Origin of the sequence: Collinsella sp. An307 (assembly GCF_002161805.1) — a bacterium.
GTDB lineage: Bacteria > Actinomycetota > Coriobacteriia > Coriobacteriales > Coriobacteriaceae > Coprousia.
The window spans coordinates 1-14,672 of record NZ_NFIP01000013.1 but is presented as its reverse complement, the minus strand read 5'-3'; the positions used below and the strand labels follow the sequence as shown (position 1 = coordinate 14,672).

The following is a 14,672-nucleotide window of genomic DNA, read 5'->3' as shown; positions in this document are numbered from 1 at the left end:
TGCACGTCACCGGCATGAACGTAGCGAAAAGCTTACTTGGCGCGCTCGATGATCTCGACCAAGCGCCAACGCTTCATCTTGGACAGAGGACGGGTCTCCATGACGCGAACCTTGTCGCCGACACCGGCCGTGCACTCCTCGTCATGAGCGTGAAGCTTCTTGGTGGTGGTCATCATCTTGCCGTACTTGGGGTGACGCTTGCGCTCCGTGGTCTGGACAACGATGGTCTTGTTGCCCGAGATGGAGACGACGACGCCCTGACGGACCTTGCGCTGGTTGCGCGTAGTGTCACTCATGTTCTCTCCTTGAGATCTACTCGGTCGCAGCGGCCTTCTCCGCTGCGATTTCGCGGGCGCGCTGCTCCGTGAGGATACGGGCGATGTCCTTCTTCACGGTCTTGACGCGGGCGGTGTTGTCCAGCTGGCTGGTGGCCATCTGGAAGCGAAGGTTGAAGAGCTCGGCTCGGGTTTCCTTCAGCTTTTCTGCGAGCTGATCGTCAGAGAGCTCACGAATCTCTGCGGGCTTCATTAGTTCTCCTCCCCGTCCTGATTAGCGCGGGTAACGATCTTAGTCTTAATGGGCAGCTTGTGCTGCGCAAGGCGCAGGGCCTCGCGGGCGATCTCCTCGGAGACGCCCGAGATCTCGAACATGATACGGCCCGGCTTGACGACGGCAACCCACTCCTCCGGGTTACCCTTACCAGAACCCATGCGGGTCTCCGCCGGCTTCTTGGTGATGGGCTTGTCGGGGAAGATGGTGATGTAGACGCGACCACCACGACGCATATAGCGGGTCATGGCGACACGGGCGGCCTCGATCTGACGGTTGGTGATCCAGTGGGCCTCAAGAGCCTTGAGACCGTAGTCACCGAAATGCAGCACGGTGTTACCCTTGGCCTGGCCCTTCATGGAGCCACGCTGCACCTTACGGTGAAGAACACGCTTAGGGGCAAGCACTACTGACCCCTCCTCTCGGAGTTACGGCGACGGGGGCGACGCTCGCCCTCGAGCGCAGGGTTGGGAACGGGCTGGCCGGGGAGCTTCTCACCCAGGTAGATCCAGACCTTCACGCCGCAGGCACCCATGGTGGTGTGCGCAACGGACGTGCCGTAGTCGATCTTGGCGCGCAGGGTGTGCAGCGGCACGCGACCCTCGCGGTACCACTCGCGGCGGCCCATCTCGGCGCCGCCGAGACGACCGGAGCACTGGATACGGATGCCCTTGGCGCCCGCCTTGGAAGCGGACTGAACGGCCTTGCGCATAGCGCGACGGAAGGCGACACGGCCCTCGAGCTGCTCAGCGATGGACTGGGCAACGAGGTTGGCGTCGAGCTCGGGGCGCTTGATCTCGATGACGTCGACCGAGAGCTGGCCCTTGGTGACACCGGCGACGCGCTCGAGCTCACCGCGGAGGGTGTCGATCTCGGAGCCCTTCTTGCCGATGACGATGCCCGGACGGGCGGTGTAGATGATGACCTTCACCTTGTCGCCGGCACGCTCGATCTCCACGCGGGAGACGGCAGCGCGAGCGAGGCGCTTGGCGACGAACTTGCGGATCTCAAGGTCGTTGCCAAGAGTCTTGGCGTAGTCCTTGTCAGCGAACCAGCGAGAGCGCCAGTTCTCGGTGATGCCAAGACGGAAGCCGGTGGGATAGACTTTCTGACCCATGGCGCTTTACGCCTCCTTTCGAGGAGCGACGACGATGGTGATGTGGCTCATGCGCTTAAGGATGCGCGAAGCGGAACCCTTGGCGCGCGGGCGAATGCGCTTGAGCGTCGGGCCCTCGTCGACATAGGCGGCAGCGACCACGAGGTCGTCGGCGCGCATGCCGTTGTTGTGCTCAGCGTTGGCCACAGCGGAGCGCAGAACCTTCTCCACGTCCACGGCGACAGCGCGCTCGCAGAAGTGAAGGATGTCGAAGGCCTGGGCCACGGACTTGCGGCGGATGAGGTCGACCACGAGGCGAGCCTTGGACGGAGACACGCGCACGTACTTGGCGACGGCGCGAACCTCGCGGGTCTCGGTATCGGTAGCTTTAGTTGCCATAGATTAGAAACCCCCTACTTGGCCTTGTGGCCACGGAACGTACGGGTGGGCGCGAACTCACCGAGCTTGTGACCAACCATGGACTCGGTGACGTACACGGGGACGTGCTTGCGGCCGTCGTGAACGGCGATCGTGTGACCGACCATCTCAGGGAAGATGGTGGAAGCGCGCGACCAGGTCTTCACGACGTCCTTCTTGCCAGCCTCGTTCATCGCGATGATACGCGAGAGCAGGCGAGCTTCTACGAACGGCCCCTTTTTGAGACTTCTGCTCATAAGTCGTTATCTCCTAATTCTCGGTATCGACTACTTCTTGCGACGACGGATGATGAGGCTATTCGACGTCTTCTTCTTCTTGCGCGTACGATAGCCCTTCGTCGGCTTGCCCCACGGGGTAACAGAGGGACGACCAGAGGTGTGGTTCTTGCCCTCGCCACCGCCGTGCGGGTGGTCGACCGGGTTCATGACCGTACCACGGACCGTCGGGCGCACGTTCATGTGGCGCTTACGACCGGCCTTGCCGATGACGATGTTGGCGTGATCGGCGTTGCCGACCTCACCCACGGTGGCGCGGCAGGTGATGAGCACGCGGCGCATCTCGGAGCTCGGCATACGAAGGATGGCGTACTTGCCCTCCTTGCCCATGAGCTGGCAGGCGGTGCCGGCCGAACGGGCGATGGCAGCGCCCTTGCCGGGCTGGAACTCGATCGCGTGGATGAGCGTACCCACGGGGATCTCGGAAAGCGGAAGGGCGTTACCCGGCTTGATGTCGGCGCCCTCGCCGGAGACGACGGTGTCGCCCACGGTCAGGCCCTTGGGGGCGAGGATGTAGCGCTTCTCGCCGTCCACATAGTGGAGCAGGGCGATGCGGGCGGAGCGGTTGGGGTCGTACTCGATAGTAGCGACCTTGGCCGGCACGCCGTCCTTGTTGCGCTTGAAATCGATGCGACGGTAGCGGCGCTTCACGCCACCACCCTGATGACGCACAGTGATGCGGCCGTTGTTGTTGCGGCCGGCCTTCTTGGGCAGCGGCTCGAGAAGCGACTTCTCGGGCGTGGTGCAGGTGATCTCGGCAAAGTCAGAGATCGTCTGCCAGCGGCGGCCCGCGCTGGTCGGCTTAAGGTGCTTTACAGCCATTACCTATCCCTTTCATCTCTATCCGCTCGCCACCGCATCAGGGATTCGGGGTTTCCCCCGGGGTGCGGTGACACCGGATTACCACGGTACCGGGCGGCTCTATGTTATGTGCCCGGAACCTCAACTCTCTGCCTCCCTTTCGGGAGGCTGAGAACCTTACAAGCGATCTTCTAGGCCTGGTTGCCGAAGATCTCGATCGTCTCGCCCTCTTTGAGGGTGACAACGGCCTTCTTCCACTGACGCGTATAGCCGGCGATGTAGCGCACGCGCTTCTTCTTCGGCTTCACGTTGATGGTGTTGACAGACTCGACCTTCACCGAGAAGAGCTCCTCGATGGCGTCCTTGATCTGGTACTTGTTCGCGCCGCGAGCGACCTCGAACGTGTACTTGTTCTGCTCCATCAGATCGTAAGAGCGCTCAGAAACGATGGGGCGGATGATGATGCTGTGGGCGTCCATTTAAGCAAGCACCTCCCCAAAGTGAGCGGCAACGTCGGCGGGCATGAGGATGGCGCCGTTGTTGAGGATGTCGTAGGTGTTGGCCTCATCCGGCGTGATGATGAACGTACGCGGGATGTTGCGGAAGGACAGGTAGGCGTTGATATCGTCCTCGCGAACGATGATCGTAAGACGCTTGCCCTCGAGGCCGAGGTTCTTGAGGAGCGCGACGGCGGCCTTGGTGGACGGCTTCTCGAAGCCGTAGTCGTCGACGAGCACGAGCTCGTTGTCGCGGACCTTCGCGGAGAGCGCGGAGCGCATAGCGAGCTTGACCTCTTTGTTGTTCATACGCTTGGCGTAGGAACGGGGCTTGGGGGCGAAGACGACGCCACCGTGACGCCACTGGGCGGCACGGATGGAGCCCTGACGAGCACGACCGGTGCCCTTCTGGCGCCAAGGCTTCTTGCCGCCACCGGAGACCTCAGAGCGGCCCTTGGCCGACTGGGTACCGGCGCGCCAGCAGGCCTGCTGGCACTTCACGATGTGATGCATGACGTGGATGTTCGGCTCGATGCCGTACACCTCAGCGGAGAGCTCGGCCTCGGCGACCTTCTTGCCCTCGCTGTTCTTGACTTCAAACTTAGCCATTTTCTGTGTTCTCCTTGGTATGACGTGGCTTACGTACTGTCGATAGCGTTTACGCCATACGGATGGCGACCAGAGCGTTCTTGCCGCCAGGGACAGCGCCCTTGACGAGCATGAGGTTCTGCTCGGCATCGATGCGGACAACGGAGAGGTTCTTCACGGTCACGCGCTCGTTACCCATGTGACCGGCCATCTTAACGCCCTTGAGGACGCGCGCGGGGTAGGCGCACTGGCCGATAGAGCCGGGGTGACGCTTGAAGTGCGAACCATGGGTCATAGGACCGCGGCGCTGACCCCAGCGCTTGATGCGACCCTGGAAACCCTTACCCTTGGAGGTACCGATAACGTCGACCTTGGCGACATCGGCAAAGTCAGCGACAGTGACGGTCTCGCCGACCTTGTGCTCCTCGCCGTTCTCGACGCGGACCTCGCGGAGGTAGCGAACGGGCTCGACGCCGGCCTTGTCGAAGTGGCCCTTCATGGGCTTGTTCACGCGCTTGGCCTTGATGTTGCCGAAACCGATCTGGACGGCATCGTAGCCGTCGGTCGCCTGAGTTTTAACCTGCGAGACGGCGCAGGGGCCTGCCTGGATGACGGTGACGGGCACGACGTTATCGTCGTCATCCCACACCTGGGTCATCCCGATCTTACGGCCGAGAATCATGCTGATCATTCAATGATCCTAACCCTCTGTGGTCTTGGGACCATGTGGGCGCCCCTTGCGCTCACCCCCAGCGGACCACTCCTTACGAGCGTGTCCCATAGTTTGCGGTTCTCCTCACTCGGCGCCCGCGCAACCCATTTAAGCAGGCACTTTGAATCGGCAGAATCCTCCCTATGAAGGCACGATTGATTAGTATACACGCCTCCGGGCGTGTTCATACTGTCTTCATAAAGGAATTTGCAGGTCAGACGAAGCATCCGCACATCGCCCGTTGCTACTATGAGGTGAGTGAGACTAACCATTCTAAGCCTCGGGAGGTTCATGTGAGAGTTCACTATTTCCAGCGTTATCACCAAAAGGAAAACATCGCGACAGCAAATACGATGCTACTTCTCTCTCGCCTTTACCAACATTCGCCCGATGCGTTCTACCGAACGCTACGATCGCTTATCCAGCTCGACTATTTTGAACCGGAACCGGCTTTCACCATTCAAGATGTAGCCGAAGAGAGCGTTCCCGATGCCTCGATCACCCAAGCAGACTTCAAATTGCTCATCGAGACGAAGCGTACCGGAACTTTCAGCATTGCTCAGCTGGAAAGGCATCTCCACGCGTTTAAGGATGAGGCGACGAAGGTCCTGATAACCCTTGCTCCAACACCCATGAATCCCGACCAGCTCAATACATTTTCAAATATCCTCGGCGCTTACAATCGCTCTACCAATAAGGGCATTGTTCATGTCAACACGACCTTTTTGGATATAGCGGACGCCATCGAGCAGTCCATTTCAGAGCATGATTATGAGATGCAAGACGTTTTGGAAGACTTTCGGGATTTCTGCGCCCATGATGATCTGATTCCCCACTCAACCGGAAGCAACCTCATGCGCATGCAGCTTGCGGGAGTGACCTTCGAGCGCAATGTTTCCAACCGCATCTACTACTGCAAGGAGAGCACGCACATCCGTCCCTTCGCTTACCTTGGGCTCTATCGCAACAAGTCGGTTCAAGCCATAGGGCGTCTATTGGGAACCGCCATTTACAGGATAGACACGGACGAGATTCAGCTTGAGCAAGGGGAGCTGCCTGCCGACTGGAAAACGCGATGCCGGAAAGTCATTCAAGATGCGAAAGCCGAATTTGGCCACTGCGATGTCGATACGCGTCTCTATTTCGTTGAGCAGTTTTATCCGACGGATTTCAGGAAGACCACGGCAGGCGGCTGTATCGGAGGTCGCGTCTTCAAGCTGGACGAGATTCTCGGCTGCACGAATCTGCCAAAAGACACCGCGGAAATTGCCGAAGCGCTTGCCCAAAAGACATGGGAGTAACCCCTTCGACGAAGGCGTTTTGTGCATTGTTCTTTTCCCGCCCTCTTGATTCCCATATAGCAGCAGGACCCCTCCAGCCGTTTCAATCGGCTGGAGGGGTCCTGGCCCATCTCGTGTGAACGAGGCTATATGGTGTAGCTCAAGCGCTTGTGACGCACTGGGATATTAGTGCTCCCTACGACGCGCAATCGCGGCGGCGGCAAACGAGACGCCGGCGACGGCGGTGGTGCCGAGAACCGTCATGAACGCGACGTCGCCCGTCTGCGGAATGGCCCCATCCTGCTTTTGATCTTTCTGATCGGTCTTGTTGTCCTTGTTCTCAGTCTGAGGCTTCTCCTCCTCAGGCGCCTCACCCGTACCCGTGCCATTCGGATCATAGGAAATCACGGCATACGTGCTGAAGTGGTTCGTGCTGAACCAGATGCAATCACCCTCAACCCAACAGGCTAGACCTTCGAGATAGGATCCGTCCTCGGGGATGTAGCACACCATGAGCTCGCGGCCAGCATCAATCTCAGCGACCATGGCATCAGTCAGCGGGATGCCGACGTTGAACGTAAGACCTTCGCTTCCGCTCACCGGGACGACGTTACCCTCGCTGTTGATCAGCTCGATATCATAGGTACCAGCAACCTTGAAGTCGTTCTCGCGACCAACCTTAACGATGAAGTCCTCGGTCTCCTCATCGAACACCGTGTCGGACACCTTTATGGAAAGCGAAGTGGAGTTCGTGCTCGTCATGAACTCGACAATGGCTTCCTCAGTACCATACATGACGGCCTGCAGGCCCTTGACCGTTGAAGACGCGGCAGGCTCGATAACCACCTGATCAACCGAGGGGACAGGGTTGTCAGGGTTATCAGGATCGACCGGAGTGTCCGGATATGAAGGCTCAACACCGCGCATCGCCGCAACAAGCTGGTCGTACGCAGCGTTAACATCATCCGTGGTGGACTTAATGTTATCTAAAACCACCTTCGCCTGATCAAGCGCATTCCGCGCCGACTGAATGCTATCGGCAGTCCAATTGGACTCGTCAAAATTAGCAGAGTTGAACCATTCGTCCGCACTCTTGACCTGACCATAAAGCTGAACGACCGAGGAAGCTTCGGCAGCATAGGTTTCGACTCTCACCGTGACCTCGATGCAGGTGTAAGTAACGCCATTGTTAGTCGACTCAACGGTGAAGTCGCTGGCAGTCAGTACGTAATCGCCAGAGATGGAACCCTGGGAGTTCTTAGCGACAACACTCCGGCAAATTTGCGCATGCTCGACAGGGTCGTCGCTGCTAACCCTTGTTGCAATCTCGCCTATCTTCGGGAATTGAGGAGACGTCAGCATCTCGGAAACGGTGGTTGTACCCAAACTCCCCGTAAAGGCTGCGGTGTTCTCGCCGAAACGTACCCCATCAACCATGGTGACAACTTTGACCCCATAGGTCACTTCTCCTGCGGCGCCACCAGACTGAGCCACACCGGCGGAAGCCGATGCCACGGGCACGGCATCATCAGCGAACGCAGCCGTTGGCACTACCAAAGCAACGCCGAGCGCAACAGCGACGACGCCTCGCGAAAACAGCGATAAACGCATCATGCTCCCCCATATTCCCTTGTCGCCCTATGCCTTGGCATGAAGCGACATATACAGACCAGCTCATTTTGAACCTGAAGCCCCCCGATGCAAGCGAAAACGCGCGGAATGGAATAAATGGGTTCTTGGACGTAACAACTGCATGCGAGACGACACCCGAACGGCACAAATCGACCCCTAAACGGCAGACACATAGCAAGAGCCCCTCGGTTTGCTAAGCAGAGATTTCGCGAAGCGTATCTCTGCGTGCAAACCGAGGGGCTCCTCGATGCGTATGTGATCTATCGACTAAAGCTTAGAGCTTGATGTCGATGTCCACGCCCGCGGGGAGGTCGAGACGCATAAGCGAGTCGACGGTACCCGAGGTGGGGTCGAGGATGTCGATGAGGCGCTTATGGGTGCGCATCTCAAACTGCTCGCGGGAGTCCTTGTCCTTGTGCGGCGAGCGGATGACCGTGTAGAGGTTGCGCTCGGTGGGCAGGGGGATGGGGCCGGACACGCGGGCACCGGTCTTCTGAGCGGTGTCGACGATGAGCTTCGCGGACTGATCAACGACCTCGTGATCGTAGCCCTTGAGGCGAATCCTGATCTTCTGGCTAGGCAATTGGTACCTCCAATGTGTGCGCGAGGCGTCCTCGCGGCGGTTCCTATAGTGCGAGTGGCCTTACGCGTTGCCGCCGGCCTTGGCGATGACCTCGTCGGTAATCGACTTGGGCGCGGGCTCGTAGCAGTCGAACTGCATGGTGTAGCTCGCGCGGCCCTGGGTCTGGGAGCGAAGGTCGGTAGCATAGCCGAACATCTCGCCCAGCGGCACCTTGGCGCGGATGACCTTGTTGCCGGAGCGGTCGTCCATGCCCTCGATCTTGCCGCGACGGCCGGACAGGTTGCCCATGACGTCGCCCATGTACTGCTCGGGGGTCTCGACCTCAACGGCCATCATCGGCTCGAGCAGGATCGGGTCGGACTTCTTGAGGGCGTCCTTGATCGCCATGGAACCGGCGATCTTGAAGGCGGCCTCGGAGGAGTCGACCTCGTGGTAGGAACCGTCGAAAAGGGTCACCTTGACGTCGACAACGGGGTAGCCCGCGATGACGCCGGTCTCGAGCGCCTCCTGGATGCCCTTGTCGATCGAGGGGATGTACTCCTTCGGCACGACACCGCCGACGATAGCGTTGACGAACTCGTAGCCGAAGCCCTCCTCCATCTTCTCGAGCTTGATGACGGCGTGGCCGTACTGGCCGCGACCGCCGGACTGACGCACGAACTTGCCCTCGGCACGCTCGACGTCGTGACCCGGAGCCTCACGATAGGCAACCTGCGGCTTACCGACGTTGGCCTCGACCTTGAACTCGCGCAGAAGACGGTCGACGATGATCTCGAGGTGCAGCTCGCCCATGCCGGCGATGATGGTCTGACCGGTCTCGTGGTCGGTGCGAACCTGGAAAGTCGGGTCCTCCTCGGCGAGCTTGGCAAGCGCCATGGACATCTTGTCCTGCTCGGCCTTGGTCTTGGGCTCCACGGCGACGTCGATAACCGGGTCGGGGAACTCCATGGACTCGAGGATGATCTCGTGGCCCTCGGCGCACAGGGTGTCACCGGTGGTGGTGTTCTTGAGGCCCACAGCAGCGAGGATGTCGCCGGTGGAGGCGCCGTCAACGTCGATACGGTCGTTGGCGTTCATCTCGAGGATGCGACCGAAGCGCTCGCGCTGGCCGTTGGTGGCGTTCACGACGTAGGAGCCGGCGTCCACGTGACCGGAGTACACGCGGAAGAACGTGAGCTTACCGACGAACGGATCCGTGGCGATCTTGAAGGCGAGCGCGGAGAAGGGCTCGTCGTTGGAAGCCTTGCGGGTGTCGGCCTCGCCGGTCTTGGGGTTGGTGCCCTCCACCGGGGGAACGTCGAGCGGGCTCGGGAGGTAGTCGACAACAGCGTCGAGGAGCTCCTGCACGCCCTTGTTCTTGTAGGCGGAGCCCACGAGGACGGGGTTGAGCTCGTTGGCGAGAACGCCGGCGCGGATAGCGGCCTTGAGCTTCTCGACCGGAATCTCGGCCTCCTCGAGGATCATCTCCATGAGCTCGTCATCGTAGTTGGAAGCGGCGTCGAGGAGCTCCTCGCGCTTCTCAGCGGCGATGTCGGCGAACTCAGCCGGGATCTCGTCCATCGGCTCGGGGTAGGTCATGCCCTTGTCATCGGCCTTGAAGTCCCATGCGGTCATGGTGACGAGGTCGATGACGCCCCAGAAGTTGTCCTCGGCGCCCATCGGGACCTGGATGGCCACAGCGTTGGCGTTCAGACGCTCCTTCATGGTGTCGATGGCGTGCCAGAAGTCGGCGCCCACGCGGTCGTACTTGTTGATGAAGGCGATACGCGGAACGTTGAAGTTGCGGGCCTGTCGCCACACGGTCTCGGACTGGGGCTGCACGCCGGCAACGGCGTCAAAGACGGCAACGGCGCCGTCGAGGACGCGGAGCGAACGCTCGACCTCGGCCGTGAAGTCCACGTGGCCCGGGGTGTCGATGATCTGGATGCGGTACGCGGGACCCTCGCCGACCTTGCCGCCCTTGTGCCAGAAGCACGTGGTAGCAGCAGAGGTGATGGTCACGCCGCGCTCCTGCTCCTGGACCATCCAGTCCATGGTGGCAGCGCCCTCGTGAACCTCACCGATCTTGTGGGTCTTACCGGTGTAGTAGAGGATGCGCTCGGTCGTGGTGGTCTTACCGGCATCGATGTGGGCCATGATGCCGATATTGCGGGTCTCGGAAAGCTTGTACTTAGCCTTAGCCATGAGTAGTTACCCTTCCCTGAATTACCAGCGATAGTGCGAGAACGCGCGGTTGGCCTCGGCCATCTTGAAGACGTCCTCACGCTTCTTCACGGAAGCGCCAACGCCGTTGGAGGCGTCGAGGATCTCGTTGGCGAGGCGCTCGGCCATCGTCTTCTCCTTGCGGGCACGCGAGAAGTTGACGATCCAACGGATGGCGAGCTGAGTGGAGCGACGGGAGTTGACCTCCATAGGCACCTGATAGGTGGCGCCACCGACACGCTTGGGCTTGACCTCGAGCGTGGGCTTGACGTTCTCCATGGCCTTCTTGAAGACGGCCAGCGGGTCGCCCTCGGACTTAGCAGCCACGATGTCGAAAGCGCCATAGACGACGCGCTCGGCAACGGACTTCTTACCGTCGAGGAGGACCTTGTTGATGAGCTGAGTCACGAGACGATTGTTGTAGACAGCATCAGGCTGAATCTCGCGACGCTGAGTCTTAGATGCACGACGCGGCATGAAAATCTCCTTACGTAATACCGGGCAAATTAGCTCTGCGCCCCTATGGACGCGGCCCGGCTAAAAGCGTGGGTGTCGTATACGTTAGTTCTTCGGACGCTTCGCGCCGTAGCGGGAGCGGGACTGCTTACGGTTGTTCACCGGAGCGCAGTCGTAAGCACCGCGGATGATCTTGTAGCGGACACCAGGGAGGTCACGCACGCGGCCGCCGCGGATGGCGACGATGGAGTGCTCCTGAAGGTTGTGGCCCTCACCCGGGATGTAGGCCGTAACCTCGATGCCGTTGACGAGGCGCACACGGGCGACCTTACGCAGGGCCGAGTTCGGCTTCTTGGGGGAGGTGGTGAACACGCGGGTGCACACGCCACGCTTCTGCGGGTTGTGCTGCAGCGCCGCGTTCTTGGACTTCGCGGGCTTGGACTTGCGGCCCTTGAGGACCAGCTGGTTGATAGTAGGCAAAGCTAACTCCTTCTCAATACTCCAGCTATTGAATAAAAGGTGCAACGGCTAGCCCCGGGGCGTCAGCATCCACCCACGAAACAGCAAGAAGAAATTGTACGCGCGCGAGAATCCCTGTCAACAGACCACGGAACCGGGCGTCTCCATAATTCGGCTTGATTTCGCGGAATCTCCACAGTATCCTACCCACCGTTTGTTCACGCGTGCTTCGCTTGCTGCCGCGCATCCGGCAAGAATCGAAGTAATGAACCCGGTAATGAACCCGAGGATAGCGCGGTGGAAGAACCGCAGGTGGAGCGCCTGCAAAAACCGAAGTAATGAACCCGAGGCCGCGAAAAGCGCCGAATCGCGCATTACCGGGTTCATTACTTCGGTTTTCGCCTGAAACGCCGGAGCGGGTTCACTACTTCGGTTTTCGCCGGGAGCGCCCATACGAGTTCACCACTCCGCTTCTTGCGTGGAACGGGCTGATCCGATAATCGTCGTCGAGCTATAGCCACCGGCGCAGCACAAACCTGCGAAGCGCCTCCTGCCGCTCGGGAAAACCCTCATCAAAGCGTGAATCGCTAAGGCCGACGCTCGCACAGATGCTCTTCAAAATGCGCCGATAGCCCTCTTTGTCGAAAAACGCCCATCGCCAGATGCGGACCACGTGATACCCCATCGCGTCGAGAGCGTGGTCACGTTCGCTATCCTCTGCCTGCCGACGCTCCTCTTCGTGCCTCATTCCCATGTATTCGATGAGCAACTTTGCGCACGCGATATACGCATCGGCATAGAACCTCGCGTACCTCGTCATGCGCTTTGCGGCCCCTGTGACGAAAACCTCCCGATCCATCTCAACTCCCCGGACTCCCAATCCGCCGTCGCGCTTGGGGAGCACAATCGTCATAGTCGCCGCGCTTTCCATGGGACTTCGCGCTCCGTCACGCGTATAGCGCACCGCCGCGCGCGCTTTCTGCACTCCGCGCTCCCCGCCCATGACGCAAATGAAGTCTTCCAATTCCTTTACGCAGGTCAATGGCGCGCGCTCGCGGTACTGTCCGTCCTCTTGCAACGGCAGCGCATACGCCCCGCACAGCTCGTAGTACAGTTCAACGAGTTCCAACTTATTCATGCACTGCGCCGCTTCCAGCGCGCAGAGTCGCGGATCAGCTACATAGATGCCCGCATCGACACGCCATAGCGCGTGCGCAGGAAGCGTGACCGAACACACGTGGCAGCGGATACCCGGCGCACGCCTGCGCTCACGAGGTTCTGAGACGAGCACGTCGATCACCTCAACCTGATCGCGCGGGGCTCCCCACTCGACAAGGAGCTCACGGGCACGCTCGACCTCCCCCGCCTCCGGAGCGCCGCTTCTGAGCGGGCTGGGCCTGTCGGGGAAAGCGAGCGGCAGCTTCGAGGGCCGCGGAAGGCGGTGGTACAGAAGAGCCGTGGCATGTGAGAGAATCAGCGTCATGAACCCATCGTGCACCACCTGCTACCAGCCGATTTCGACAATCTGAGATTCTTCGTCGCAATCTTACCAATCGCTGTGTACCGATCTGACCGCGCGGTTAGAAAACGTGCTGCAACTCAGAACTATTGGTCGGCAAACGATCAGTTCAGAATTGAAGCGTTTCACTCTGAGCGTTTTAGTTGGTTTCAGCGGATCCTCTGATACATCGATTCAAAGTTATTGTTTAGCTGTTTACCTGCAGCAATGTCTCTCGATAACTCCTTCCCACCGGAATGCGCGTACCGTCTGCGAGCTCCACCTCCACAGTGCGAATCTTGACATCTGACGCTATTCTGACCAGATAGCAACGATGGGTCCGAACAAACCCCGCGCACACCAAGCGCTCGGCGTATTCTGATATTTTCCCCCGGATGCGGAAGGTGCCGCAACGGGCATGCACGATAAGGTAATGCCGGCGGGATTCGAGATAGCGGATGCTCTCTAGTGGCAAGCAGATGAGGGCGTTACCGCTTTGCACCGTCAGATGTTTCTGCGCCATAGCATTCACCGCCCCTCGCCCTGATTATGTGAGCCAGGAGTTTTGTGGCGCGCCACACTGCTTTTCCCGTAGTAGAGTCGATCCAGATAGTCACCGAGTCCTTCGGCTGACAGCGGCCCACCAGGCATATGGGAAAGCATGTCATCCGGATCTTCGAGCGTCACCCCGCACTTGTTTACAAGGTAACGAAGCGCGCCAGCAAGCGTCTCGACGTCTCGCTCGAGGTTATAAAACTCAACGCGGGCTCCATCGGAAAGTGTCATCGCCACCGTTAAGGGATACACGACCATGGGGATGCCGCGCGTCCACGGCGTCGCAACCACCTGGCCCTTCCAACTCAAGCGAATCCGCTCCACGTCTGCCGTGGCGATACGGATATCCACCTCGGGCTCCCTGCCGCGCAGCAGGTCGTAGGTGTAACGCGGCCAATCGGAGCTGACGCTCAACGAGCGGCAGCAGATCTCGGACTCTGTGAGGCGCCAGTAGCTGCTCGACGTTACTATGCTCGAAAGAGCGAGAAGCCCGAGCATAAACACTAGAACTCCGCCGCATGCCGAGCGAACCACAGGGGGAAACTCCGCTAGATATACAGGCGCGGCACCGCCCGCACAGCCGATGGCCATGGCGATTGCCGCCGCGAGCGTGCCCACGCACACAAGGGCGATCGTTGTCCTCGAACGCGTCTTTCCTATGGTAAAGGTCTTCACCGCTCCTCCCCCTCTATCGCATGCACGTCGCTGCCCGGCCGAGCGTTCGACCTGAGTATAGCCGGGTTAAACTCGACTCAAACCGACCTTGGCACGAACGACGAGACGCTCGGTGCGGACGAGCTCTCTGCGGGTATAGAACCCTGCCGATAACCGGCGCCGTAGACAGGGCCGCCGACCGCAAGGCAGGCAAAGCGCGCTGGCTGTATTGCCTGAGCCCGTTCCGGCGTTTCAGACGAAAACCGAAGTAATGAACCCGCGTCTGCATTTCAGGCGAAAACCGAAGTAATGAACCCGGTAATGCGCGATTCGGCGCTTTTCGCGGCCTCGGGTTCATTACTTCGGTTTTTGCAGGCGCTCCACCTGCGGTTCTTCC

19 protein-coding genes are annotated in these 14,672 nt (G+C 59.9%); 1 reads left to right on the top strand and 18 read right to left on the bottom strand.

All coding sequences use genetic code 11. The features are described 5' to 3' along the window. Nucleotides 1–32 precede the first annotated feature (32 nt). The 10 genes from rpsQ to rplC all read right to left on the bottom strand — a co-directional run bounded on the left by rpsQ (nucleotide 33) and on the right by rplC (nucleotide 4,935). The gene (gene rpsQ / locus B5F89_RS09640; RefSeq protein WP_087431571.1) at nucleotides 33–296 is read right to left on the bottom strand and encodes a 30S ribosomal protein S17; all 264 of its coding nucleotides are present in this window, start codon (nucleotides 294–296) and stop codon (nucleotides 33–35) included. A 16-nt stretch (nucleotides 297–312) separates the two neighbouring features. Continuing rightward, on the bottom strand, nucleotides 313–528 hold the full coding sequence (gene rpmC, locus B5F89_RS09635; protein ID WP_087205190.1) for a 50S ribosomal protein L29: 216 nt from the start codon (nucleotides 526–528) through the stop codon (nucleotides 313–315). Next, nucleotides 528–956, bottom strand: coding sequence for a 50S ribosomal protein L16 (gene rplP / locus B5F89_RS09630; protein WP_087431570.1), 429 nt, complete (start codon nucleotides 954–956; stop codon nucleotides 528–530). Before rplP ends, rpmC begins: the two co-directional genes overlap by 1 nt. Continuing rightward, a complete protein-coding gene (gene rpsC / locus B5F89_RS09625; RefSeq protein ID WP_087431569.1) occupies nucleotides 956–1,666 on the bottom strand; it encodes a 30S ribosomal protein S3 in 711 nt (236 codons plus the stop codon). Before rpsC ends, rplP begins: the two co-directional genes overlap by 1 nt. Before the next feature lie 6 nt (nucleotides 1,667–1,672). Beyond that, nucleotides 1,673–2,044 carry a 50S ribosomal protein L22 gene (gene rplV / locus B5F89_RS09620; protein ID WP_087205193.1) on the bottom strand — a complete coding sequence of 124 codons (372 nt, stop codon included), beginning with the start codon at nucleotides 2,042–2,044 and terminating at the stop codon, nucleotides 1,673–1,675. 14 nt (nucleotides 2,045–2,058) lie between these two features. Then, nucleotides 2,059–2,319 (bottom strand): 30S ribosomal protein S19, encoded by a 261-nt coding sequence (gene rpsS / locus B5F89_RS09615; protein ID WP_006720289.1) that lies wholly within the window; start codon nucleotides 2,317–2,319, stop codon nucleotides 2,059–2,061. Between the two features lie 30 nt (nucleotides 2,320–2,349). Further along, nucleotides 2,350–3,180, bottom strand: a complete 831-nt coding sequence (rplB, locus tag B5F89_RS09610) for a 50S ribosomal protein L2 (RefSeq protein ID WP_087431568.1) — start codon at nucleotides 3,178–3,180, stop codon at nucleotides 2,350–2,352. A gap of 170 nt (nucleotides 3,181–3,350) precedes the next feature. Beyond that, complete coding sequence (gene rplW, locus B5F89_RS09605; protein WP_087205195.1) at nucleotides 3,351–3,638, bottom strand: 50S ribosomal protein L23; 288 nt, start codon at nucleotides 3,636–3,638, stop codon at nucleotides 3,351–3,353. After that, nucleotides 3,639–4,265: a 50S ribosomal protein L4 gene (gene rplD / locus B5F89_RS09600; protein WP_087431567.1), complete on the bottom strand. Its 627-nt coding sequence runs from the start codon at nucleotides 4,263–4,265 to the stop codon at nucleotides 3,639–3,641. 49 nt (nucleotides 4,266–4,314) lie between these two features. After that, nucleotides 4,315–4,935 carry a 50S ribosomal protein L3 gene (gene rplC / locus B5F89_RS09595; RefSeq protein WP_087431566.1) on the bottom strand — a complete coding sequence of 207 codons (621 nt, stop codon included), beginning with the start codon at nucleotides 4,933–4,935 and terminating at the stop codon, nucleotides 4,315–4,317. Between the two features lie 314 nt (nucleotides 4,936–5,249). Here rplC and B5F89_RS09590 point away from each other — a divergent pair, with 314 nt between their 5' ends. Beyond that, nucleotides 5,250–6,257 (top strand): hypothetical protein, encoded by a 1,008-nt coding sequence (locus B5F89_RS09590; protein WP_087431565.1) that lies wholly within the window; start codon nucleotides 5,250–5,252, stop codon nucleotides 6,255–6,257. Between the two features lie 165 nt (nucleotides 6,258–6,422). On the opposite strand, the gene B5F89_RS09585 is transcribed toward B5F89_RS09590, so the two are convergent. From B5F89_RS09585 to B5F89_RS09550, 8 genes are all read right to left on the bottom strand, one after another. Next, complete coding sequence (locus tag B5F89_RS09585; RefSeq protein WP_143758369.1) at nucleotides 6,423–7,850, bottom strand: hypothetical protein; 1,428 nt, start codon at nucleotides 7,848–7,850, stop codon at nucleotides 6,423–6,425. Nucleotides 7,851–8,142: 292 nt separating this feature from the next. Then, complete coding sequence (rpsJ, locus tag B5F89_RS09580) at nucleotides 8,143–8,451, bottom strand: 30S ribosomal protein S10 (protein WP_087431563.1); 309 nt, start codon at nucleotides 8,449–8,451, stop codon at nucleotides 8,143–8,145. 60 nt (nucleotides 8,452–8,511) lie between these two features. Further along, the gene (fusA, locus tag B5F89_RS09575) at nucleotides 8,512–10,635 is read right to left on the bottom strand and encodes an elongation factor G (protein ID WP_087431562.1); all 2,124 of its coding nucleotides are present in this window, start codon (nucleotides 10,633–10,635) and stop codon (nucleotides 8,512–8,514) included. 21 nt (nucleotides 10,636–10,656) lie between these two features. Next, nucleotides 10,657–11,130, bottom strand: coding sequence for a 30S ribosomal protein S7 (rpsG, locus tag B5F89_RS09570; protein WP_087431561.1), 474 nt, complete (start codon nucleotides 11,128–11,130; stop codon nucleotides 10,657–10,659). 84 nt (nucleotides 11,131–11,214) lie between these two features. Next, nucleotides 11,215–11,589: a 30S ribosomal protein S12 gene (rpsL, locus tag B5F89_RS09565; protein WP_087205201.1), complete on the bottom strand. Its 375-nt coding sequence runs from the start codon at nucleotides 11,587–11,589 to the stop codon at nucleotides 11,215–11,217. Between the two features lie 490 nt (nucleotides 11,590–12,079). Then, entirely contained in the window at nucleotides 12,080–12,859 is a 780-nt protein-coding gene (locus B5F89_RS09560) for a DUF559 domain-containing protein (protein WP_158098465.1), read from the bottom strand. Nucleotides 12,860–13,274: 415 nt separating this feature from the next. Continuing rightward, nucleotides 13,275–13,589 carry a LytTR family DNA-binding domain-containing protein gene (locus B5F89_RS09555; RefSeq protein ID WP_143758367.1) on the bottom strand — a complete coding sequence of 105 codons (315 nt, stop codon included), beginning with the start codon at nucleotides 13,587–13,589 and terminating at the stop codon, nucleotides 13,275–13,277. Between the two features lie 5 nt (nucleotides 13,590–13,594). Next, nucleotides 13,595–14,296, bottom strand: coding sequence for a hypothetical protein (locus B5F89_RS09550; RefSeq protein ID WP_087431558.1), 702 nt, complete (start codon nucleotides 14,294–14,296; stop codon nucleotides 13,595–13,597). Nucleotides 14,297–14,672 lie beyond the last annotated feature (376 nt).